The organism is Clostridium tertium (assembly GCF_902652255.1).
Taxonomy (GTDB): domain Bacteria; phylum Bacillota; class Clostridia; order Clostridiales; family Clostridiaceae; genus Clostridium; species Clostridium tertium_A.
In genome coordinates this window covers 264,561-287,528 of sequence record NZ_CACRTO010000020.1, presented here as the reverse complement: position 1 = coordinate 287,528, position 22,968 = coordinate 264,561, and the positions used below count along the sequence as shown (strand labels likewise).

The window sequence follows — 22,968 nt, the reverse complement described above, 5'->3', positions numbered from 1 at the left end:
TTTTTTATAATTGCATGATACTATCTCTATTTTTTCAGCTTATAATTTTTATTTTTAAATAAAATTTCTATTATATTTTTAAAACTAAACATCTTTATATTTATATTTCTCTAAGACTTTGTATGTCCCCATTATTGTAAAAGCAAATCTAAATTGTAATTCTTCCTCATTAGCATATTCCCAAACTTCTTCAAATAGGCTATAACTTAACTTCTTCATTAATAGATTAAATATATCTTCAAGTTTATAGCTTTCCTCTTCTTTTATCCCAAGTATTTTCAATAACCTATCATCAATTTCTTTATTTAATTTATCCTTACTATAATTATCTAAGAAGGAAACATAATCAGAACATTCATTGTTTGCTCTATGCTTACACGGTTCACAAATATCATCACAATCTCTAGTAAATGTAACTTCACTAACTTCTAAATTTATGATTTCATTTGCTATTTTATAAAAGTCATGGCCAAACTCCATATCTTTAACAAATACTTCAATTCCTTTTCCATGCAATTTTAATATATCTAATAAATGATGAGGTTTTATTCTTATACTTTCCACTAAGTTTATCCCCCTTCCCCTTCTATAAATTATAATCTCCCTCTAATATCCTTAAAAAACAAGCATATCATTTTCATCATACTGAAAATTTGGTCCCCAAGCTACTTCCCAGTAGTATCCATCAGGATCTGCAAAGTAAGCATGATAACCTCCCCAGAAAACATCTTGAGGTTCTTTTGCTATAGTTGCTCCTGCTCTTCTAGCTAGTTCAATTACTTCATTTACTTCATTTTTACTTTTAACATTAAGTGCTAAAGTAACTCCTGAAAATCCTGTGCCTATTTTAGGTGGATTCTCAGAGCTTATATCTTCTGCTAAAAGATTTAAAGGATATAATTCAAACTTTGTTCCTGTTGTATTAAAAAATATTACTGCTGGATTATCCTCTTTTTCATCTGTTTGAAATCCTAATCCATCTCTATAAAATTGGATAGATCTCTTCATATCTCTAACGCCTAAACAAATAATATTAATTCTATTCATAATAACCTCCTAATTCTCTAATTAACAATTTATAATAATATAATCTGCTACTTCTATTGGAGTCAGTTTTGATACATCAACTTTTTGTGTTAATAATTTTTCATAAAGTTTAAGTTGTTCCAGGCTTCTATTAATAACATCCTCAGTTCTAACACCTTTATCTACATCGTTTCCTAATCTAACCTTTAAAGATTCCTTATCACAAGCTAAAGAAATTAAATGTAATAAATGTTTCATATAATTAATAATCCATTTCATAGTGATTTTAAGAATATCTTATAATCTCTTTTACTTCTTAATTATAAGTTTTTAATAAAATAATGCCTCTTACCTGTAATAGGATACTCTTCTAATGAAAATACTTTTTCATAGCCTAACTTTAAATAAAAACCTTCTGCTTGAAAGCTAAAAGTATTTAAGAAAACATACTTGCATCCTCTTCTTCTTGCTTCCTCTTCAGCCTTCTCTATAATTTCAGTGCCAATATCTTTACCTCTTATATCTTCACTTACCCATAAATAATTAATAGTTAACCAATTTCCATGGGTATCTCCTATAAGTCCTGCTACCTTCTTACCTTCTTCATTTTCTAAAAATATCCCCAGCTCCTGTACATCTTTATTTTCTATATGAGCAAGATTATATTTTAATAACTCTTCAAATATTTCTTTTTTATCTTCTTCTGAAGGATTATTAGTTAATTTATATTCCATATTAATTCCCCTCTACTCCCATTGTCCTGGCAATTTTAACTTCTCCATATAAGGAAACTTCTTATCAAACTCTTCAACCTTCTCTGGTATTAACATTTCAAAAACCTTTGATTCATAGAACTTGCCCTAAGAATATGAACTAAATAATGTTCATTACAGCCTGGAACATGTAAGTTCCAGAAAGCCTTCTTAGTCATGTATTCAACATTAAAATAATCACTTTCTCTTTCATCCCTAATAATTAAATTCTTCAAATACCCTTCTCTATTTTACATTTATTAAACTTATTATATTTCCGCAATCATTTGTTCTTAGACTCCTCAAATTCAAACTACCTAAATTCCAAAGGAATTAATTATTTAATTTTTTCATTTCGATTTTGCGTCAGCAAAGGAGAAACTTCATTCTTTCATTTACCAAAACTCTTTAGTCCTTTTTCCTTAATAATTTATTACCCATTATGCATTATCAATTATTGACTAATTTTGTCTGCTGGATATATAACTCCTATTTGCTTCCTAGCTTCTTCTATTACTTCTATTACATCTCTTGAAACCTTTAATGAGTTTATCTTAGATTCTTTTTCTCCTGATTGAATTAGCTTTACAAATTCTTCAACTTCATAGCACATATTAGCTTTCTTATGTTCTAAAGTTAAGTCTTCTTCTCTTCCATCTCTATATATTATTTTTACATTTTCAAAGGTGTTGATTTTATTAATTATTATACTTCCTTCTTCTCCTTGGATTTCTGATGGTAAATATGAATTACTTATTTTTGAGTAAATAACTGCTGCCTCCATATCATCGTAACCAAAGACTACACTTCCTTCACCATCCACACCTGTTTTAAGCATTATTCCATTAGCCTTTATTGTATTTGGCTTTCCAAAAAGATTAACCATAGGTGCTATACAGTAGACCCCTATATCCATAATAGCTCCATTAGATAATTCATTTTTAAAAGCATTTAATATTTCTCCTGCTTTATATTTATCGTATCTTGAGGAGTATTGGCAGTAGCTTGCAAAGTATTTTCTTATCTTACCTATCTTATATAAATTATCTCTTACCACTTTAAAATTAGGTAACATTGTAGTTCTCATAGCTTCCATAAGAACTACATTATTCTCTTTAGCTGCATTTATCATTTTATCTACTTCTTTAGTATTTGAAGCAAAGGCTTTTTCTCCTAATACATGCTTCTTATTATTTAAAAATAAAATAGCTTGGCTAGCATGTAAGGCATTTGGTGATGCTATATAAACTGCATCTATTAAATCACTTTTTGCCATTTCCTCTAGATTAGTAAAGGTATTCTCTATTCCATATTTCCCTGCATATTCTTTTGCTCTTTCTTCTGTTCTTGAATAAACAGCTGATATTTTTGCATCCTTAACCTCCATAGCTCCCTCAATTAAACTATCAGTGATAAAGTTAGTCCCTATTACACCTATATTAACCATATTATCCTCCTTCTGTTTCATTTATTATTTTCTTCTATATATTTATTGTATAAAAAAAAGGAACTGAATTACAACCTATTAAGTAAGATTAATGTAAATTCAGTTCCTATCTTCTTATGTATATGTACTAAATAAAAATTATCATTTAATTTAATATTAATTTTATGATAATACTCATTACGACTATATTTCTTTCATGTCTATATTTTAATACTAAATAAACTTTTATAAGATATCTTGTAAAGTATATTTAGAAAATTCATGTATAAAGGCATCTAAAGAGTTTTGCATTATTCCTTTTAGTTTACATCCTGATCCCATATAAGGGCAACAGTCTGTTTTACTGAAACATTGTGCAATATTTAAGTTATCTTCAGTAATTTTAATAACCTCTCCCAAATTTATATCTACTGGATCTAGTCCAAGTTTTAATCCACCAGTTCTACCTTTCATAGAAATAACTAAATCCGTCTTCGCCATCTTATGTATTATCTTTTTTAAATGATGCTCTGATATTTCTAGTTTCTTCGCTAGTTCTTCAACAGTACAAAGCTTATCTCTGTTTTCTGCTAAATAAATTAGCGATCTAAATGAATAATCAGTGAATTTGGATAAATACATTTTAATACCCCTCTTTCGTTTAATATAATGTCATTTTATAAATAGATATTTATTTATTATAAGAATTAATTTTAATTTATTAATATAAAATTTATATATGTAAACTTATTCCAAAACTACATATTTTTCAAAACAAATTAAATAAAATTCTTTCTATAATTATACTATATTTCATCTAATAATTACTTGGAAAACTATATACTGTTAACAAAAATTTAATACTTTATCCATAATTTATATAAAACCCTATTTTACATATTTAATTATAGGTGTTTTCTACTAGAATTATATAAAACTTTTTCCATTATAAAGACCCATATAATTATTTTTCTTTCATTAAAAATTTAAAAGTTGTTCATTGTTAAAACATGTTGTTTAAACTATTTTTTCCAAAATTATTATTTATTTAAACTTTAAATTTAACTTTTATTTTTAGTGATTTTAATCTTAAATCCCAAAGCTATTTTTAGTAACATTAACTAAAATAACTTTAGGATTTAATATCATAAATTAAAATTAAATTTTATTTTTATCTACTATAATATTTAAATTTATATTCCCTAAATCTTATTACTTAATTATTTATCTAAGTTATTCAAGTACTCATCTATGGCTTGTGCAGCTTTCTTACCAGCTCCCATAGCTAAAATAACTGTAGCAGCTCCTGTAACTGCATCTCCACCAGCATAAACTCCTTCTTTAGTAGTAAGTCCGCTTTCATCTGCAATTAAGCACTTCCACTTATTAGTTTCAAGCCCTTCAGTAGTAGAAGATATTAATGGATTTGGTGATGTTCCAAGAGACATTATAACTGTGTCTACTTCCATAACATATTCAGAACCTTGTTTAACCACAGGCTTTCTTCTTCCTGATTCATCTGGCTCACCTAGCTCCATTTCAACACATTTCATACCTCTAACCCAACCATTTTCATCTACTAAAATTTCTGTTGGATTAGTTAAAACATCAAAGATTACTCCTTCTTCTTTAGCATGGTGTACTTCTTCGGCTCTTGCTGGTAGTTCAGATTCGCTTCTTCTATAAACTATATGTGATTCTGATCCTAATCTTAAGGCAGTTCTTGCTGCATCCATAGCAACATTACCTCCACCAACTATAGCAACCTTCTTACCAACCTTAACTGGAGTATGGTATTCTTCCTTAAATGCCTTCATTAAGTTAACTCTAGTTAAGAACTCGTTAGCAGATAATACTCCATTAGCATTTTCTCCTGGAATTCCCATAAATTTAGGTAGTCCAGCTCCTGATCCTATAAATACTGCTGAGAAGTCCTCATCAGACATAAGTTCATCTATAGTGATAGTTCTTCCTATAATAACATTAGTTTCTATCTTAACTCCAAGTTTCTTTATGTTTTCAATTTCTGGTCTAACTACATCATCCTTAGGTAATCTAAACTCAGGGATTCCATAAACTAAAACTCCACCTGGTTCATGTAGTGCTTCAAAAATAGTTACATCATAACCCTTTCTTGCTAATTCTCCTGCACAAGTTAATCCTGCAGGACCACTTCCTATAACTGCAACCTTAGTATCCTTAAGCTCTGCTCTCTCAGAAAGGTCAACTTCATTTATTCTAGACCAGTCAGCTATAAATCTTTCAAGCTTACCTATAGATACAGCTTCTCCTTTTATACCAAGAACACATTTACCTTCACATTGACTTTCTTGTGGACATACTCTTCCACAAACTGCTGGTAATGCACTATATTTTGCAACTTCTTTAGCTGCTTTTTCAAATTCTCCTTCTTTCATGTATGCTATGAAACCTGGAATATTTATAGATACTGGACATCCTTCAACGCATTTAGGATTCTTACAACCTAAACATCTATTAGCTTCTTTAATTGCTTCTTCATCCGAATATCCAAGGCAAACTTCATCAAAGTTTTTAGCTCTAACTTCTGGAGCTTGTTCTGCTATAGGTACTCTTTTCATTCTATCTTGCATATTCATAATTAATCCACCTTACAACCACAACCACCATGATTATGAGTATCCCCTTCTTCTATTTTTAATTGAGATCTGCCTTCCTCAGTCTTATACATAGCTTGTCTTCTCATGGATTCATCAAAATCTACTAAATGTCCATCAAATTCTGGTCCATCAACACAAGCAAACTTAACTTTTCCACCTACAGTAACTCTACAAGCACCACACATACCTGTACCATCTACCATAATAGGATTTAAACTTACTGTAGTTGGGATATTTAGCTCCTTAGTAAGCATAGCCATAAACTTCATCATAATCATAGGTCCAATTACAACTGCATGGTCATATTTATTGCCTTTTTCTTCTACTAAATGCTTTAAGCAATCAGTAACTCTTCCATTAAATCCATAGCTACCATCATCAGTTGATATATATAAATTCTTAGATACCTTCTTTAATTCATCTTCTAATATTAATAATTCCTTATTTCGACTTCCAACTATAACGTCACATTCAATACCATGATCATGCATCCATTTAACTTGCGGATATACAGGTGCTGCCCCCACACCACCTGCTATAAAGATAATATTTTTTCTTTTTAGCTCGTTTATATCTTCATGGATAAATTCACTTGGCTGTCCTAATGGACCAACAAAGTCTGAAACATAATCTCCCTCATTAAAACTTGCAAGTTCTTTAGTTCCTCTACCAACTGCTTGAAAAACTATAGTTACAGTCCCCTTGTCTTTGCTATAGTCAGCAATAGTTAGTGGTATTCTTTCACCCTTATCATCATTTTTAATAATAATAAATTGTCCTGGTTTAGCTGACTTGGCAACTCTTGGTGCTTCTATATCCATAAGATATATATTATCAGCTAACTCTCTCTTACTAACGATTTTATACATAGCTGTACCCCCTGTTTTATTTTTAACATACTTTTATCTTATCATTTTTTTAATATTCATACAATTCTTAATCTAATTTTTATATAAAAATTTATTAATAATATATTCTAGCCTAATTTAATACTTTTAATGCTCCTTCTTCATTATATAAATCTCTTGATATTTTAAAAGGTGCTATAATATACCATCCTAAATTTATATAATTTACTTTTTACTTAATTCACATTAATATATTTAGCAAGGTTTATGACAATCTTTGAATTCAACAATATCGTTAAATTATTCACTTTTTTCTAGTTTTTAATTTTAATAATAAATATACCCTAAGAAAGAATACGCCTTTTACTTTTCCTTATATTTATTTGATTTATATATTTTAGTAAATGTTATATAATCTAAGTATATATTCCAACAAATATTATATAATTTAAATATACATTTTAACAAATGTTATATAATCCAAGCATAATTAAATAAATTTTATGCAATTTGATTATTTTTTAGGAGGTGTTTTTAATAGATATAACTACAATTTCAAAAGGCTTTATAGGAACTTATACTAAAGGAAATAGCAAAGGAATTTATAAATTCTCTTTCAATAATATAAATTGTGAAATAGACTCTATAGATCTTGCTGCTGAAATCGGGAATCCAACTTTTTTATCAATTTCTAAAGATAAGAAATTTTTATATTCCGTAATTAAAACAACTAATGAAGGAGGAGTTGCATCCTATTTAATAAATGAGGATTTAAGCTTATCTCTTCTAAATTATAAGATTTCACCTGGAGCCTCACCATGTCATTTAATAACTGATAGTAAAAACTCATTCTTATTTTCCGCAAATTATCATACTGGTGAAATATCTTGCTATTCTCTACTAGCTGATGGTTCTATAGGTAATTTAGAATCTAGAGTTTATCATACTGGTTCTGGAATAAATAATGAAAGGCAAGAAAAACCTCACCCACATTTTGTATGCCTTACTCCTAATGAAGAAAAACTTCTTGCTATTGATTTAGGTGTTGATAAACTTTTTGTTTATGATTATGAAAATGGGCTTTTAAAAGAAGATACTTCACGTTCTGTTAAATTGCCCGATGGAGTAGGCCCAAGACATATGGCTTTTCATGAAAATAATAAAGTTGCATTCTTGATTAGTGAACTAACTTCAGAAGTTTTCGTATTATCTTATAATATTGAAAATAATACCTTTAATATATTTCAAAAAATTTCAGCTATTCCTGAAAATTTCAAAGGACAAACTGATGCTGCTGCAATCCATATATCACCAGATGGAAGATTCTTATATACATCTAACCGTGGATTTGACTCTATTGCTGTATTCTCTATAGATAAAAAAACCTTTAAACTCAATTTAGTTGAAATTACAGAAACAAAGGGCTCTCATCCTAGGGATTTTAGTATAGATCCAAGCGGAAAGTTTTTAATTGTCCCCCATCAACTTACACCTAATATAACTCTTTTCCATAGAGATATTAAAACAGGTAAGTTAACTAAGGCTGACAAAGAATTTGTTATTGAGAGTGGAGTTTGTATCAAGTTCATTTAATAAAAGATAGACATATCAAAATGTAATTGTTTTGATATGTCTATTTGTCTATTTAGATTTAATATTATACAACTAAAAATCTACTTTAGTTCCATAGAATGTACATTCAAATAATTTTGACATTGTATTAGCATCTATCTCCCTTGGATTAGAGCCTGTACAAGCATCTGATACTGCATTTTTAGATATAAATTCCAAATTGTCTTTAAAGTCATCCTCTTGAACTCCATACTCCTTCATATTATGTGGTATATGAAGACTGGTATTTAACTCATTGATTAATTCTACTAATGAATCAGTAAGTTCAGTATTATTTTCACCCTTTAAATTTAATGCTCTTGCTATATCTGCATATCTGTCTTCACATTTGATTCTATTATATTGAATTACATAAGGTAAAAAGATAGCATTTGCACATCCATGAGGTATATGGAATACAGCTCCTGTCTTATGAGCCATAGAGTGAACTATTCCAAGTAATGCATTTGAAAATGCCATTCCAGCTAAACATTGAGCTTCATGCATTAAATTTCTCGCCTCTCTATCTCCATTATATGATTTAATTAAATTTTCATTTATCATTTCAATAGCCTTCATAGCTAAAGGATCAGAAAAATTAGATCTTAATGATGCTGTATATGCTTCTATAGCATGAGTAAGTGCATCCATTCCTGTATGAGCTACCAATTTATCTGGCATAGTTTGAGCTAATGATGGATCCACTATTGCAATATCTGGAGTTATATTAAAATCTGCTAGTGGATATTTAATTTTTGCCTTATAATCTGTAATTACTGAAAATGCTGTAACTTCTGTTGCTGTACCACTTGTAGATGGAATAGCTACAAATTTTGCCTTTTGTCTAAGTTCTGGTAATCCAAATGGAATAATTGCCTTTTCAAAAGTAAAATCAGGATACTCATAGAATATCCACATTGCCTTAGCCGCATCTATTGGAGATCCTCCCCCCATTGCAACTATCCAATCTGGTTCAAAATTTCTCATAACTTCAGCTCCAGCCATAACAGTTTCAACTGATGGGTCTGGTTCTACACCTTCAAAAATTTCTACTTCCATTCCAGCTTCATTTAAATAATTTTCTACTTTTTCTAAGAATCCAAAGCGTTTCATAGAGCCTCCACCAACTACTATTATTGCTTTCTTACCCTTTAATGTCTTAAGTACTTCTAAAGATCCTTCCCCATGATATAAATCCCTTGGTAACGTAAAACGAGCCATATAAAAACCTCCAATAATATTAATTTATTTCTATACCCTCTTTAAATTTATTAAATAAATCTTACAGATTGGTTATATTGTTAAAGTATTAACTTTTATATATAAAAAAATAACAACTTACCTATAAGTTATGATAATTACAAGTATATCTAAACAACTATCCTTAAATTATAGTTATCTATCATATAATATTTTTTTCTTTTGAATATCTCTCTTTTAAATTGTTAAAATTACTACAAATAAAGTTATTCTTTTCTAATTTTTATCTCTTTAACCTATCATTTAAAAATAGTTATCCTATTTATTTAGTAATTTTATTTAGTAATTTTATTTTCTACTCTTATTCATTTATAGTATATGATGGTTATTAACTAATAATTATATTATTAGTTAATCTTTTTCATAAAAAGTAATATATTACTATTTTAAACCCTTTTTGATAATTTTTCTACAAAATAAAGACTATAATTTAAATTATTAAAAATCTAAATTATAGTCTTATTTTATTAGTATCTTGTAGAATTTTTTAATTGTCTTTCAATATCTCTCTTATGAGCTTTCTCAAGCATAGAATCTCTCTTATCGTAATTCTTTTTACCTCTGCATAAACCAAGCGCTACTTTAACTTTTCCATTTTTTAAATATAGCGAAAGTGGCACTAGAGTAAAGCCTTGTTGAGATACAAGCCCTGCAAATCTTGATATTTGCTCTTTATGAAGTAAAAGTTTTCTTTCTCTTAACGGATCAACATTAAAGATATTTCCTTGTTCATAAGGACTAATATGCATTCCCTTAATTGTTATTTCTCCATTTTCAACATCAGCATAACTTTCTTTCAAGTTACACTTTCCTGCTCTTATTGATTTTACTTCTGTTCCCACTAAAGCTATCCCAGCTTCAATGGTTTCTTCCACGAAATAATCATGTCTTGCTTTTCTATTTTCAGCTAATGAATTACTATTTTTCTTTCTTACCATAATATCCACCATAAATTTTATTTTATTCTATTTATTAATTATAACAAAATAATTAAAAGTAAACCACCAGTTATAAAATGCGAAGCATTTTATTAATGAAAGAATGAAAAAATTAAAAAATTAAAGAATGTATATAAAAAATCTTTACAGATTTTTTTAAGGTTATCTTTAAAACAAAGGAGGTTTTGCATAGCAAAGCCTTTTCCTTCATTTTTTCATTTTTTCATTCTCTTAATTTTTTCATTTTAAAATGCTGCGTATTTTAAAACTATTATTCCTCTTCTTCATCAGTTAGGGTGTTTTGTATTTCCGCCTTAGCCTTTTGAATTTCTTCACTTAGCTTTTCACTTGGCACTATTTCCTCTTTATTATCTTCTTCTATTAAATCAAAATATACTTCTCTATTATCAATATCTACTCTAGTACATTTTACTTTTACTTCGTCACCTAGTCTATAAATCTTCTTAGTTCTTTCACCTATTAAGCATAAATGTGCTTCATCATAAACATAATAGTCATCATCTAAAGCTGTTATGTGAATAAGTCCTTCTATAGTATTAGGAAGTTCTGCAAATAATCCAAAAGAAGTTACTGAAGAAATTATTGCTGAGAATTCTTCTCCAATTCTTTCTTGCATGTATTCTGCCTTCTTTAAGTCATCTACTTCTCTTTCAGCTTCTTGAGCTAATCTTTCCATTTCTGATGATTGCTTAGATGCTATTTCTACTATTCCAGATAGTTTTGCACTTCTCTTCTCATCTATTTTACCATTAAGCTGTTCCTTAATAATTCTATGAATTTGAAGATCAGGATATCTTCTTATAGGTGAAGTAAAGTGACAGTAGTATTTTGCAGCAAGACCAAAGTGTCCTACACATTCTGGTGAGTACTTAGCCTGCATCATTGAACGAAGTAATAATGTACTAACTACAGTTTCTTCTTTCTTTCCCTTTACCTTTTCTAATATATCTTGAAGAGCTCTTGGGTGGGTTTCTTGTCCCCACTTAACTACATGTCCCAAATTGTATACAAATTCTTTAAATTTCTCTAGCTTTTCTTCATCTGGATCTTCGTGAATTCTATATACAAAAGGAAGATTAGTCCAATACATATGCTCTGCTATAGTTTCATTACAAACTAACATAAATTCTTCTATTATTCTATTTGCAATGGCTCTATCATAAGGTTTTATATCAATAGGCTTTCCTAAATCATTTAATATTATCTTAGATTCTTCAAAGTTAAAGTCTATTGCGCCTCTTTTAAACCTCTTTGCACGAAGAATATTGCATAACTCTTCCATAGCCTTAAAGTCATCTACTAAATAATCATATCTATTAATTAATTCTTCATCATTATTTTCAAGAATCTTAGTAACGTCTGTATAAGTCATTCTTTCTGAAGTTCTTATTACAGTTTCATCAATCTCATGTTTAATAACCTTTCCCTTGTTATCTATAATCATAAAACAACTTAAGGCAAGTCTATCAACCTTAGGATTTAATGAACAAATTCCATTAGATAATTTCTTTGGTAACATCGGAATAACTCTATCTATCAAATAAACTGAAGTTGCTCTCTTTAACGCTTCCTTATCTAGAGGATTCTTTTCTCTTACATAATGAGATACGTCAGCTATATGAACTCCAAGTTTATACTTACCATCATCAAGTCTTTCTATAGATACAGCATCATCTAAGTCCTTAGCGTCTTCCCCATCTATAGTTACCATTCTTAAATCTCTTAAATCTAATCTTCTCTTATATTCTTTTTCTTCTATTTCTTCTTCTATATTCTCTGCATAATTAAGTACCTTTTCAGGAAACTCTTCTGGGAGACCATACTTCTTTATAATAGTTAATATATCTAATCCCTTATCGCCTTTTTTACCTAGGACTTCTTTAACTATTCCTTCTGGACTTCTTCTTTTATCTGCCCATTTTACTATTTCACAGATTACAACATCTCCATCACTTGCACCATTTCTATCTTTTTTAGATATAAATATATCTTGGTTTAGTCTAGTATCTTCAGGCACTACAAAACCAAAGTTTCTACTATCTTCGTAAACTCCGATTACTTTATTATTAACTCTTTCTAATACTTCTTTAACTTCACCTTCACGTTTTTTACCGTTAAAATCTTCTCTTGTAATTTGAACCAGTACCTTATCTCCATTCATAGCACCATTCATTGAAGAACTAGGTATAAATACATCCTTTTCTCCTTCAATTTCAGGTATTAAAAATCCAAATCCCTTTTGATGGACTTCTAACTTTCCTTTAATAAGTCCAAGTCTTTCTGGAACTCCAAACTTATCTTTCTTAGTTCTAACTATTAGTCCTTCTTTTTCCATAGCCTTTAAAACTTTTTTAAAAGACTTATATTCATCAGGGTTTATATCAAATACTGATACTAATTCTTGTATATCCATTGGTCTATAAGCTTCTTCTCTCATAAAGCTTAATAACGTTTGCTTAATTCCCATTTTCTCACTTCCTTTATTAGAAATATAGAGTCATCTTTCGTACCTATACTTCTATATTTTATCCATATATACGTTAAATAATCTTTTATTATACAGATATAATTTATATATTCTATTTCTATATTTTTTTCTATTTATTATTTTCCTTTTATTATCTAAGACAGTATTCAGCAAGAATAGATTGTAACTCATAAATATTAAGACTTTGATTAAATTGCTTTTCAATAGGTAGAGCTGTTCCAGATATCCATATTTTAAGCTCTGCATCTAAATCAAAATGACCAGAAGTCTCAATACTGAAATGTGTTATTGATTTATATGGTATTGAATGATACTCTGTTTTCTTACCAGTAACTCCTTGCTTATCAACTAATATTAATCTCTTGTTTGTAAATAAAAATAAATCTCTTACTAACTTATAACCTTTTTCAATAGTTTCTGTTGATGAAAGTATATTTTCATATTCTTTTCTTAAGCTTTCTAAGTTTATCTCTGAAGCATTTCCCATTAATCCATTAAAAATTCCCACCAAAAACACCATCCTTTTTTATTTTAATTTATGTTAATTAAATTTATTTAAATTAGTATTCCCTAAAATTTATCCCTTAAAAGCATAAAAGAGCTACTAATGATTTAAGCAGCTCGTTTTAATCCCTATATTAAATTTAATGCTATTGTGTTAACAGCAAATAAAGTCATTGTAATGATTGTTAACTTTAACAACATAGATTCCTTTGTTTTTGCCTTGTTCTTAGAGAAAAAAGTTTCATTTCTACTTCCTTGAATTAAACCGCTTAACGCATCTGTTTTACTTGGTTGTAATAATACTGATATTATAATTACTAGTCCTAATACTGCTTCTAACACTAATAAAAAGTTCTTCATTGCTATACCTCCCAACCTAGATATAAATGGTCGTATTTACATAAGGTTATCTTATCATATTGAGTCTAATATTACAAGTAACTATTATTAAATATACTTAAAATTTGTATTTATAAGGAAGAAAATTATTAAAAGGAGCTATAACAAGTTTAGAAAATCAATCTTGTTATAGCTCCTATATTAATCTTATTGCTTAATAAAGATTATAAGAAATTACTTCTTAATGTTGAAGAATGCTCTTCTTCCTCTGTATTCAGCAACGTCATCTAATTCTTCTTCAATTCTGATTAATTGATTGTACTTAGCAACTCTTTCAGATCTTGCAGGAGCACCAGTCTTGATTTGACCAGCGTTAACAGCTACAACTAAGTCAGCTATAGTAGTATCTTCAGTTTCTCCTGATCTGTGAGAAATTACTGCTGTGTATCCAGCTCTGTTAGCCATTTCGATAGCATTTAAAGTTTCAGTTAAAGTACCGATTTGGTTTAACTTGATTAGGATTGAGTTAGCAACTCCTAAATCAATACCCTTTTCTAATCTTTCAGTGTTAGTAACAAATAAGTCGTCTCCAACTAATTGAACTTTCTTACCTAATCTTTCAGTGATTAGCTTCCAACCTTCCCAGTCTTCTTCAGCCATACCATCTTCGATTGAGATAATTGGATACTTATCAACCCAAGCTTCTAAGAAATCAACCATTTCAGCTGCAGTTAAAGTCTTTCCTTCATGTTCTAATACATACTTTCCATCTTTGTAGTATTCTGATGAAGCAGCATCTATAGCTATGAACATATCTTCTCCAGCCTTGTATCCAGCTGCAGTGATAGCTTCTATGATAACTTCGATAGCTTCTTCGTTTGACTTAAGGTTTGGAGCGAATCCACCTTCATCACCGATAGCTGTTGAATATCCTTTATTGTGTAAAGTTTTCTTTAAAGTATGGTAAACTTCAGCACACATTTGTAAAGCATCGCTAAAAGTCTTAGCTCCAACTGGCATTACCATGAATTCTTGTAAATCTACTGAGTTATCAGCATGTGATCCACCATTGATTATGTTCATCATTGGAACTGGTAAAACTTTAGCATTTACTCCACCAACATATTGGTATAATGGTAAATCTAAAGATTTAGCAGCTGCATTAGCAACAGCTAAAGAAACACCTAAGATAGCATTAGCTCCAAGCTTTGCTTTGTTTGGAGTTCCATCTAATTCAATAAGTAATTTATCAATGTATGGTTGATCATAAACGTTACATCCTATTAATTCTTCTGCAATTGTATCATTAACGTTTTGAACTGCCTTTAAAACACCTTTTCCTAAGTATTGGCTCTTATCCCCATCTCTTAATTCAACTGCTTCATACATACCAGTTGATGCTCCTGATGGAACAGCTGCTCTTCCTACAGTACCATCTTCTAAGTATACTTCTACTTCTACTGTTGGGAAACATCTAGAGTCTAAAATTTGTCTAGCTACGACATCTACTATTTCGTTATAATTTTTCACGATTTTTTCCTCCTTTATTTTAATGTTACTATTTACCTTTTTCTATTCATACCATTATTATTATCTCTATCCTCGACAGAATTATTCATAATAGTATTACTTATAAGAAAATTTTAAAATAAATAACATTTTATAGCATATAATAATCATTATCACATTTTCACTATTATTATACCACTTTGACCATATATTTCAATACGTATTTACTTATGTAAACAATTACCCATTATTAAATTTAAATTAAATCCACATTTTAATAGTTTAATTTAACTTTGTTTACATTAATACTTAATTATATACATAAAATCACAATTAAGTACAAATACATTAAGAGAATTATAATTAGCTTTTTATTGATAATACAAGATAATATTGATAATTTGGTAATTTAAAGCAATTTATTCCGTTAATTATTAACTAAAAAAACAGTGGCCATTATAGCCACTATTCTTCCTCATCTTTACTTTGTGTATATTGATTATATCTTTTTTCCCATAATGCTGCCGTCTTTTTGTCTATAATATAAATATCTTCAAGAAAACTATCCAAAACTCCAATTTTATCAAGACCTTTCATAAGGTGCCTCGGATAATTCACTTTCTTTTTATAACATTGCTTTGGATCTATTACCATGACTTTATTATCATCAGTTATATAAATATCCCTACATCTTGCATCAAGCTTAGTAAACTTTAATTTTTTAAACTCACCAATCAAATCATATAAGCTTTCTGATATCTCATAGTTAAATCCTTTTTTCTTAATATAGTGATCTAGTCTCTTTCCTTGAACCTTGTCTCTTACCATATAAAAATTGCCTATATTATATACTCTAGGAAAATATTTAGATCTACTAACCTTTTTAAGGATTTCTCCTTCTTCTTTGCAACATTTTGACTCCTTAAATATCTTAACTGCTTTGTTATCTGGTAATTCATATACTATTCCATTATGACCTTCTCCAAGAAATAAAGCTTCTTTAAAAAGCCCTTCCGTTTCAGAATCAAAGTCAGCTGAATAAGAATAGGTTCTAGGCATAATGTTCTCCCCAAAAATTATTATTACTATATACTATTATTATTAAAGAAATATTATAACAAATCTTTATTCAAAAATAACTGATTCTGGCTTTACTGTATCCCCATAAGCAGGAGCTAAAGTCTTATTAAATGCTTCTTTAAAGAATCCTTCACTAGTTAAAGTATCTATTTCTTTATTTACCCATTCTAAAAGCTCAGTATCTCCTTTTTTAACTGCTGGAGCTATTGTATCTTCATCACCTAATGAAGAAATATAAGTTGTGTATCCTGGATTTTCTTTTGCCCAAGCAAATAATAAAGTATTATCATGAGCTAAAGCATCTCCTCTTCCATCTTTTAATGCTGCAAAAGTTTCTGTATTTTGCTCAAATTTAACTAATTCTATATCTGGGTGATTCTTAGTAAAGTAACTTTCTGCTGTAGTTCCTTTATTAACTAAAAGCTTTTTCCCCTTTAACTCTTCAACTGACTTAATAGGAGAACCATCAGATGATACTACACCTAAAGCAACCTTCATGTATGGATTTGCAAAATCAACTTTTTCTTTTCTTTCAGGAGTAACAGTAAAGTTTGCAAGAATTATATCAACTTTATTAGATTCTAAATATTCAACTCTATTTGCTGCCTCAACTAATACAAATTCGACTTTGCTTTCATCTCCAAGTAAGTCCTTAGCTATTCTCTTTGCTAAATATACATCATAGCCTTGATTCTCTCCTTTTTCATCTACAAATCCAAAAGGAGGTTTATCGCTAAATACTCCAATTCTCACTTTTCCTTCTGCCTTTATTTTATCGATTGAAGACTTATTTTCATCTACTTTTTGACCGCATCCAACTAATATCCCCACTGCTAATACAAATGTTAAAATTATTGATAATAGTTTCTTCATATTATTTACACCATCCCTTTTTTATTTTTTATATTTAATTACTTATTATTTATTTATTTTAAAACGCGAATCATTTTATTAATTAAGAATTTAAAATTAAAAATGAAGAATTAATGATGTTTTGCTATACAAAACTTAAAATTCAACTTATAAGAAAAACTTTTTTATTCAAAACTCCGTAGGAGTTTTTTCCTTTAGTATCCTACATTCACAAAATAAAATGATTCAAGGAGTCTTAAACATATTATGTGTAAGCCGACTTGGAGCTAGCGATGGAGGCAGAGCATAATATGTTTAAGACTCCTGCGCATTTTAACAAATCGCTACTAATAGAAATCAAAAGAAGCTAAAAAGCTCTTAGCTCTTTCTGTTTTTGGATTACTGAAAAATTCCTTAGGAGTAGATACTTCTACCACCTTTCCTTCCTCCATGAAAACTATCTTATCTGCTACATGCTTTGCAAATTCTAATTCATGAGTTACAACCATCATAGTCATACCATTCTTTGCAAGCTCTAAAAGTACCATTAATACTTCTCTAACCATTTCTGGATCTAAAGCCGCAGTAACTTCATCAAAAAGCATTATTTCTGGGTTCATGCATAAAGCTCTAACTATTGCAATTCTTTGCTTTTGACCACCTGATAACTCTCTTGGATAAGAAAATTTTCTATTATATAACCCAACTCTATTTAGTAATTCATCTGCCTGTTTTTCTACTTCTTCCTTTTTTCTATTTTGAGCCTTAGTTGGCCCAAGAAGTATATTATTAATTACATTTAAATGTGGGAATAATTCATAGCTTTGAAATACCATCCCTATAATTCCTCTTACCTTTTCAAAAGGTGTCTCTTTTCCCAAAATACCATAGCCTTCAAGATAAATTTCTCCATTACTTATTTCCTCTAAACCATTAATACACCTTAGAAATGTACTTTTCCCACAGCCAGATGGTCCAAGTATTACTACTACTTCCCCCTTTTTTACTTCTAAATCTATTCCCTTTAAAGCTTCAACTTCTCCATATTTCTTCTCTATGCCTTTTACCTTTAATAAAAATTCATCACTCACAACTCTTCCCCCTTAGTTCAATCTTCTTTCAAGTGCCTTTGCCCCTAAAGAAATAGGGAAACAAATAATAAAATAAATAATTAGCATACAGCCATAAATCCAAAATGGAGTAAGAGGCTCTGTTAAAATAGATCTTTCAATAATTTGCTGACCAACTTTAACTAAATCTACTGTCCCTATTAATGTCATTAAAGTTGTTGTCTTAATCATTCTTGTAGTTAAATTAATTATTCCTGGCAGAACCCTCCTTATACTTATTGGAATTATTATAAACCTATAGGTTTTAAATTTATTTAAAGATAATGCCATTGAAGATTCATAATATATTTTGGGTATAGAAGTTATAGCACCTCTTACTAAATCTCCAATCTCGGCTGTACCCCATAATGTAAAGACTATATACCCAACTAATGTTGATTCTATATGGATATTAAAAAGTTTAGGAATTCCAAAATAAAATATAAATAGCCATACCATTATTGGGACAATTCTTATACTTTCAAGATAGATAAAGGATATATTTTTTATAACCTTGTTTTTACTAGTCATTATTATTCCAAATATAACTCCTAAAATAGTTGATAGTATTACCGAAACTAAGGCTATATTTAAAGTTACAACTAGTCCCTCCATTAATCTTTTAAAATTATCTATATTAAAAATTGCGTTATTCGCCAAATTCTCCATACCTTAACCTCCTTTCTATAAATCTACTAAATATAGATATTGGAAGTAAGATAATAAGATAAAATACTACTACTAATATTAAAGCTTCACTTGTCTTATAATACATCCCTATAACATCCTTAGTCACAAACATAAGCTCAGCCACTGCTATGGATGCAATAATTGAAGTTTCTTTGACTAAAAAAATACAATTAGCAACTATAGATGGTATTGAAATAGAAAAGCTTATTGGAATTATAATATTAGATAGTATTTGCATTTTACTAAGACCTAAGGCTTCACCACTCTCTATTTGTGATTTTTCCACAGCATCAACTCCCCCCCTTAAAGACTCTGCCATATAAGCTCCACCTAAGAAAGCTAGTCCTATAACTCCGCAAGCGAAACCACTTAGTTTTATTCCAAACTTAGTTAATCCATAGTAAAGAAAAAAAACTTGAATAAGTAAAGGTGTGTTTCTAGAAAACTCAATGTAAGCCTTGGATATGAAATTCAAAACCTTTAAATTGAAATATCTTGCAGTCTCTATAAATATCCCAATTAATAAGGATAATATAATAGAAACCACTCCAAGCTTTAAAGTCATAATCGTACCTTGCATAAATGTAGGTATAATTTCTCTAATAAAATTAAAATCTATATTCATTTATATTCCCCCATTGTAAAGTCGAATAAAGCTCACTATACGCAAACTATAAATACAATTTATCTTATAAGTTTATTCATAACTCTGTGTAAATTCAGTTTTATTTCTTCTTAATTATTTATTCCTACTATTCCGATATGTTTTGTTGTTTATATTCTTTATTCTATATATTCTGTTTATTTTTGTCAATACATTTTTTGGGTAATTTGTATGTTTATTTTATTATCTTTTCTTAGTAATGTTGTTTAATTTCTAATAAATTTTTAATTTAATATTTTAGAATTAATCTGAGATCTTTACTTTTTTATTAATAACATCAACAACTAATAGATAGTTTATGTTTTAGAGTATAGTTGGTGAAAAATAAAAAAAGGAACTCGTTTAACGAATTCCTTAAAATCATAGTTTTATAAAATTATCTTTCATTACCCAAGAACACAACTCCTATAGTTCCAGGACCACCATGAGTACCTATAACTGCTCCAATTGAGTTAATTATTACACCTTTAACATTATACTCATTTAATATCATTTCCTTAACTGCTAATACATCTTCTAAACAGTCAGCATGGCATAAAAATATAGTTTGATCTTCTATATTTTCGCCTTTTTCTTTAATTAAATTAACTAAGTGCTTTAGAGCTTTCTTTCTTCCCTTTAGCTTTTCAGCAGGAACCACTCCACCATCATTATCAATTTTTAAAGTAGGTTTTATTCCAAGTAATCCACCAACTACAGCAACAGCTCCAGAGATACGTCCACCTCTCTTTAAATGATTTAAATCATCAACTGTGATTCCATGAATTACTTTTCTTTTTATAGATTCTAAATAATTAACTATCTCTTCAATAGTATTATTGTTTTTTATCATTTCAATAGCCTTATATATTAATAGTCCTTGCCCCACAGACACACTTAGGGAATCTACTATATTTATATTAGCTTCTGGATACTCTTCTAATATCATTTTTCTAGCTGTTACAGCACTACTAACTGTACCACTTAAGGCTGATGATAGTCCTATATATAAAATAGTCTTACCTTCTTTAACATACTTCTCAAACATATCATGAAATGTACCTACATTAACTTGTGTTGTTGAAGGCATAGCCCCTTCCCTTACTGCTTTAAAAAAGTCTTTATGACTTAAAGTTTGTCCTAAGTCATCTGGGATAAACTCTCCATTTAAATTTACCATTAACGATGCTACATCAATATCATTTTCTTTAATAAAATCTATAGATAAATCACATGCTGAATCTGTAACCAACTTAATACTCATATAATTCACTCCTATAAGTTATAATTTCATTTTTATTGATATTATAACTTCCAATCATTTCATTGTCAAATGTTTTGATTTTCAAACTAACTTTGAATATAAAAAAGCGTAGCCTTAAGCTACGCTTTTATTATAATTAGTTATTTACTATTAAACATTCTCCAGTCATTTCTGATGGCTTTTCTAATCCCATTACATTTAACATTGTAGGAGCTATATCAGCAAGTTTTCCTTCTTTTAAGCTTCTACCCTCTGTTCTATTTGATACCCATATAAATGGAACTGGGTCAGTTGTATGAGCTGTAAATGGATTTCCTGTTGAGAAATCTATCATGATTTCAGCATTACCATGGTCTGCAGTTACAAATAAAGTTCCATCTTTTTCTAAGATCTTATCTGCAATCTTACCTAGGCATCCATCAACAGTTTCTATAGCCTTAACTGCTGCTTCCATAACTCCAGTATGACCAACCATATCTGGGTTAGCAAAGTTAAGTATAATCATGTCATACTTATCTTCATCTAATCTCTTAAGTAATTCATCAGTTACTTCGTGAGCACTCATTTCAGGTTTTAAATCATAAGTTGCAACCTTTGGAGATGCTATTAATGCTCTATCTTCTCCTTCATATTCCTTTTCAACTCCACCGTTAAAGAAGAATGTAACGTGTGCATACTTTTCAGTTTCAGCAATTCTTAATTGATTTAATCCTTTATTTGAAACATATTCTCCTAAAGTATTATTAATACCTTCTGGTCTGTAAGCAACATTAACTCCTTCTAAAGTCTTGTCATATTGAGTTAAAGTTACGAAAGTTAAGTTTAAAGTTTCTCTATTAAATCCAGTAAATTCTTTATCATTAATAGCTCTAGTTATTTCTCTAGCTCTATCTGGTCTGAAGTTAAAGAATATTACTGAGTCTCCATTCTTTATAGTTCCTTCTGAATCTACTACAGTTGGTAGTACAAATTCATCTGTCTTATTATCGTGATAAGACTTTTCTATTGCTTCTACAGCTGATGTAGAAGTTTCACCTTTTCCTAGAACCATTGCATTGTAAGCAAGTTCTACTCTTTCCCATCTGTTATCTCTATCCATTGCATAGTATCTTCCAGATATAGTAGCTAACTTACCAACTCCAATTTCTTTCATGTACTTTTCAATTTCAACTATGAAATCTTTACCTGATGATGGTGGAACGTCTCTACCATCCATGAAAGCATGAACATATACTTTTGTTAAACCAGCATCTTTTGCTAATTTTAATAATCCTTTTAAGTGATCTATATGTGAGTGAACTCCTCCATCTGATAATAATCCTAATAAATGTAAAGCAGAGTTGTTCTTCTTAGCATTTTCTACTGCTAAATTTAAAGCTTCATTCTTAAAGAATCCGCCTTCTTCAATTTCCTTTGTTATTCTAGTTAATTCTTGATATATAATTCTTCCAGCACCAATATTTAAATGTCCTACTTCTGAATTACCCATTTGTCCATCAGGTAATCCAACAAATAATCCACTAGCTTGTAATTGTGTGTTTGGATATTGAGTCATTAATCTATTATAATTTGGTTTTTGTGCTGCTTCTACAGCGTTTCCATCGGACTTTGGAGCTATTCCAAATCCGTCTAATATCATTAACATTACAGGTTTCTTCGCCATAATTCCCTCCAAAATTTACTTAATCTATATTTGAAATCTATATTGACAATACTTTAATATTATCTTTCTTTAATTTCACCTTTATTATACTACAATTACTTTATTTAAACAATAAATGTGCAAGCCTGTTAAACCTTTGCATGAAAATAATTTGAGAATAATTATTAATTAATAATGAAATTATTGTATTTTATGTAAAAAATATAGCCATTGTCAATATTTATCTTCATCTTTTTTTATAAAAGTTACTTCGTTAATTTAATTTTATATCTACTACAATTAATACCAATAATGAATAAAAAGGCT

At 29.2% G+C, this 22,968-nt stretch carries 22 protein-coding genes and 1 pseudogene; 1 reads left to right on the top strand and 22 read right to left on the bottom strand.

Features of this window, described 5'->3' with window-relative positions; translation table 11 throughout:
* Window positions 1–84: 84 nt before the first annotated feature.
* The 9 genes and pseudogenes from GPX08_RS10305 to GPX08_RS10265 all read right to left on the bottom strand — a co-directional run bounded on the left by GPX08_RS10305 (window position 85) and on the right by GPX08_RS10265 (window position 6,712).
* On the bottom strand, window positions 85–573 hold the full coding sequence (locus tag GPX08_RS10305; protein ID WP_156626722.1) for a DUF1284 domain-containing protein: 489 nt from the start codon (window positions 571–573) through the stop codon (window positions 85–87).
* Window positions 574–615: 42 nt separating this feature from the next.
* Window positions 616–1,047 carry a VOC family protein gene (locus GPX08_RS10300; RefSeq protein ID WP_156626721.1) on the bottom strand — a complete coding sequence of 144 codons (432 nt, stop codon included), beginning with the start codon at window positions 1,045–1,047 and terminating at the stop codon, window positions 616–618.
* 21 nt (window positions 1,048–1,068) lie between these two features.
* Complete coding sequence (locus tag GPX08_RS10295; protein WP_156626720.1) at window positions 1,069–1,284, bottom strand: hypothetical protein; 216 nt, start codon at window positions 1,282–1,284, stop codon at window positions 1,069–1,071.
* A 62-nt stretch (window positions 1,285–1,346) separates the two neighbouring features.
* Window positions 1,347–1,760, bottom strand: a complete 414-nt coding sequence (locus GPX08_RS10290) for a GNAT family N-acetyltransferase (RefSeq protein WP_156626719.1) — start codon at window positions 1,758–1,760, stop codon at window positions 1,347–1,349.
* Window positions 1,761–1,772: 12 nt separating this feature from the next.
* Window positions 1,773–2,014: pseudogene (locus GPX08_RS10285) on the bottom strand (hypothetical protein).
* A 218-nt stretch (window positions 2,015–2,232) separates the two neighbouring features.
* Window positions 2,233–3,225: an oxidoreductase gene (locus tag GPX08_RS10280; RefSeq protein WP_156626718.1), complete on the bottom strand. Its 993-nt coding sequence runs from the start codon at window positions 3,223–3,225 to the stop codon at window positions 2,233–2,235.
* Window positions 3,226–3,450: 225 nt separating this feature from the next.
* Window positions 3,451–3,846: an Rrf2 family transcriptional regulator gene (locus GPX08_RS10275; protein ID WP_156626717.1), complete on the bottom strand. Its 396-nt coding sequence runs from the start codon at window positions 3,844–3,846 to the stop codon at window positions 3,451–3,453.
* 578 nt (window positions 3,847–4,424) lie between these two features.
* Window positions 4,425–5,822, bottom strand: a complete 1,398-nt coding sequence (gene gltA / locus GPX08_RS10270; RefSeq protein ID WP_156626716.1) for an NADPH-dependent glutamate synthase — start codon at window positions 5,820–5,822, stop codon at window positions 4,425–4,427.
* Window positions 5,823–5,824: 2 nt separating this feature from the next.
* Complete coding sequence (locus tag GPX08_RS10265; RefSeq protein WP_156626715.1) at window positions 5,825–6,712, bottom strand: sulfide/dihydroorotate dehydrogenase-like FAD/NAD-binding protein; 888 nt, start codon at window positions 6,710–6,712, stop codon at window positions 5,825–5,827.
* Between the two features lie 507 nt (window positions 6,713–7,219).
* On the opposite strand from GPX08_RS10265, the gene GPX08_RS10260 reads away from it, so the two are divergent.
* Complete coding sequence (locus GPX08_RS10260; protein ID WP_156626714.1) at window positions 7,220–8,284, top strand: beta-propeller fold lactonase family protein; 1,065 nt, start codon at window positions 7,220–7,222, stop codon at window positions 8,282–8,284.
* A gap of 72 nt (window positions 8,285–8,356) precedes the next feature.
* Here GPX08_RS10260 and GPX08_RS10255 read toward each other — a convergent pair whose 3' ends face one another.
* The 13 genes from GPX08_RS10255 to GPX08_RS10195 form a co-directional block, all read right to left on the bottom strand.
* Window positions 8,357–9,523, bottom strand: coding sequence for an iron-containing alcohol dehydrogenase (locus GPX08_RS10255; protein ID WP_156626713.1), 1,167 nt, complete (start codon window positions 9,521–9,523; stop codon window positions 8,357–8,359).
* 506 nt (window positions 9,524–10,029) lie between these two features.
* Window positions 10,030–10,500, bottom strand: coding sequence for an SsrA-binding protein SmpB (smpB, locus tag GPX08_RS10250; RefSeq protein WP_136007795.1), 471 nt, complete (start codon window positions 10,498–10,500; stop codon window positions 10,030–10,032).
* Between the two features lie 271 nt (window positions 10,501–10,771).
* Window positions 10,772–12,988 (bottom strand): ribonuclease R, encoded by a 2,217-nt coding sequence (rnr, locus tag GPX08_RS10245; protein ID WP_156626712.1) that lies wholly within the window; start codon window positions 12,986–12,988, stop codon window positions 10,772–10,774.
* Window positions 12,989–13,139: 151 nt separating this feature from the next.
* Window positions 13,140–13,517, bottom strand: a complete 378-nt coding sequence (locus tag GPX08_RS10240; RefSeq protein WP_156626736.1) for a PH domain-containing protein — start codon at window positions 13,515–13,517, stop codon at window positions 13,140–13,142.
* Window positions 13,518–13,642: 125 nt separating this feature from the next.
* Entirely contained in the window at window positions 13,643–13,873 is a 231-nt protein-coding gene (gene secG / locus GPX08_RS10235; RefSeq protein ID WP_156626711.1) for a preprotein translocase subunit SecG, read from the bottom strand.
* Window positions 13,874–14,086: 213 nt separating this feature from the next.
* Window positions 14,087–15,382, bottom strand: a complete 1,296-nt coding sequence (locus GPX08_RS10230) for a phosphopyruvate hydratase (RefSeq protein ID WP_156626710.1) — start codon at window positions 15,380–15,382, stop codon at window positions 14,087–14,089.
* A 444-nt stretch (window positions 15,383–15,826) separates the two neighbouring features.
* Complete coding sequence (locus tag GPX08_RS10225) at window positions 15,827–16,420, bottom strand: protein kinase (protein ID WP_156626709.1); 594 nt, start codon at window positions 16,418–16,420, stop codon at window positions 15,827–15,829.
* A gap of 66 nt (window positions 16,421–16,486) precedes the next feature.
* Window positions 16,487–17,314 (bottom strand): transporter substrate-binding domain-containing protein, encoded by an 828-nt coding sequence (locus tag GPX08_RS10220; RefSeq protein WP_156626708.1) that lies wholly within the window; start codon window positions 17,312–17,314, stop codon window positions 16,487–16,489.
* Window positions 17,315–17,640: 326 nt separating this feature from the next.
* Entirely contained in the window at window positions 17,641–18,384 is a 744-nt protein-coding gene (locus tag GPX08_RS10215; protein ID WP_156626707.1) for an ATP-binding cassette domain-containing protein, read from the bottom strand.
* A gap of 12 nt (window positions 18,385–18,396) precedes the next feature.
* Window positions 18,397–19,071 carry an ABC transporter permease subunit gene (locus GPX08_RS10210; protein WP_156626706.1) on the bottom strand — a complete coding sequence of 225 codons (675 nt, stop codon included), beginning with the start codon at window positions 19,069–19,071 and terminating at the stop codon, window positions 18,397–18,399.
* Window positions 19,052–19,717, bottom strand: coding sequence for an ABC transporter permease subunit (locus GPX08_RS10205; protein WP_156626705.1), 666 nt, complete (start codon window positions 19,715–19,717; stop codon window positions 19,052–19,054). The genes GPX08_RS10210 and GPX08_RS10205 overlap by 20 nt, the downstream gene beginning before the upstream one ends.
* Before the next feature lie 415 nt (window positions 19,718–20,132).
* The gene (locus GPX08_RS10200; RefSeq protein WP_156626704.1) at window positions 20,133–20,999 is read right to left on the bottom strand and encodes a DegV family EDD domain-containing protein; all 867 of its coding nucleotides are present in this window, start codon (window positions 20,997–20,999) and stop codon (window positions 20,133–20,135) included.
* Between the two features lie 136 nt (window positions 21,000–21,135).
* Window positions 21,136–22,662, bottom strand: a complete 1,527-nt coding sequence (locus GPX08_RS10195) for a 2,3-bisphosphoglycerate-independent phosphoglycerate mutase (RefSeq protein WP_156626703.1) — start codon at window positions 22,660–22,662, stop codon at window positions 21,136–21,138.
* Window positions 22,663–22,968 lie beyond the last annotated feature (306 nt).

Bases quoted from the DNA above. Each gene is read 5' to 3' on its own strand.
- GPX08_RS10300 (WP_156626721.1), bottom strand. From the start codon at position 1,047: ATGAATAGAATTAATATTATTTGTTTAGGCGTTAGAGATATGAAGAGA.
- GPX08_RS10295 (WP_156626720.1), bottom strand. From the start codon at position 1,284: ATGAAACATTTATTACATTTAATTTCTTTAGCTTGTGATAAGGAATCT.
- GPX08_RS10290 (WP_156626719.1), bottom strand. From the start codon at position 1,760: ATGGAATATAAATTAACTAATAATCCTTCAGAAGAAGATAAAAAAGAA.
- GPX08_RS10280 (WP_156626718.1), bottom strand. From the start codon at position 3,225: ATGGTTAATATAGGTGTAATAGGGACTAACTTTATCACTGATAGTTTA.
- GPX08_RS10275 (WP_156626717.1), bottom strand. From the start codon at position 3,846: ATGTATTTATCCAAATTCACTGATTATTCATTTAGATCGCTAATTTAT.
- gltA (WP_156626716.1), bottom strand. From the start codon at position 5,822: ATGAATATGCAAGATAGAATGAAAAGAGTACCTATAGCAGAACAAGCT.
- GPX08_RS10265 (WP_156626715.1), bottom strand. From the start codon at position 6,712: ATGTATAAAATCGTTAGTAAGAGAGAGTTAGCTGATAATATATATCTT.
- GPX08_RS10255 (WP_156626713.1), bottom strand. From the start codon at position 9,523: ATGGCTCGTTTTACGTTACCAAGGGATTTATATCATGGGGAAGGATCT.
- smpB (WP_136007795.1), bottom strand. From the start codon at position 10,500: ATGGTAAGAAAGAAAAATAGTAATTCATTAGCTGAAAATAGAAAAGCA.
- rnr (WP_156626712.1), bottom strand. From the start codon at position 12,988: ATGGGAATTAAGCAAACGTTATTAAGCTTTATGAGAGAAGAAGCTTAT.
- secG (WP_156626711.1), bottom strand. From the start codon at position 13,873: ATGAAGAACTTTTTATTAGTGTTAGAAGCAGTATTAGGACTAGTAATT.
- GPX08_RS10225 (WP_156626709.1), bottom strand. From the start codon at position 16,420: ATGCCTAGAACCTATTCTTATTCAGCTGACTTTGATTCTGAAACGGAA.
- GPX08_RS10220 (WP_156626708.1), bottom strand. From the start codon at position 17,314: ATGAAGAAACTATTATCAATAATTTTAACATTTGTATTAGCAGTGGGG.
- GPX08_RS10210 (WP_156626706.1), bottom strand. From the start codon at position 19,071: ATGGAGAATTTGGCGAATAACGCAATTTTTAATATAGATAATTTTAAA.
- GPX08_RS10205 (WP_156626705.1), bottom strand. From the start codon at position 19,717: ATGAATATAGATTTTAATTTTATTAGAGAAATTATACCTACATTTATG.
- GPX08_RS10200 (WP_156626704.1), bottom strand. From the start codon at position 20,999: ATGAGTATTAAGTTGGTTACAGATTCAGCATGTGATTTATCTATAGAT.
- GPX08_RS10195 (WP_156626703.1), bottom strand. From the start codon at position 22,662: ATGGCGAAGAAACCTGTAATGTTAATGATATTAGACGGATTTGGAATA.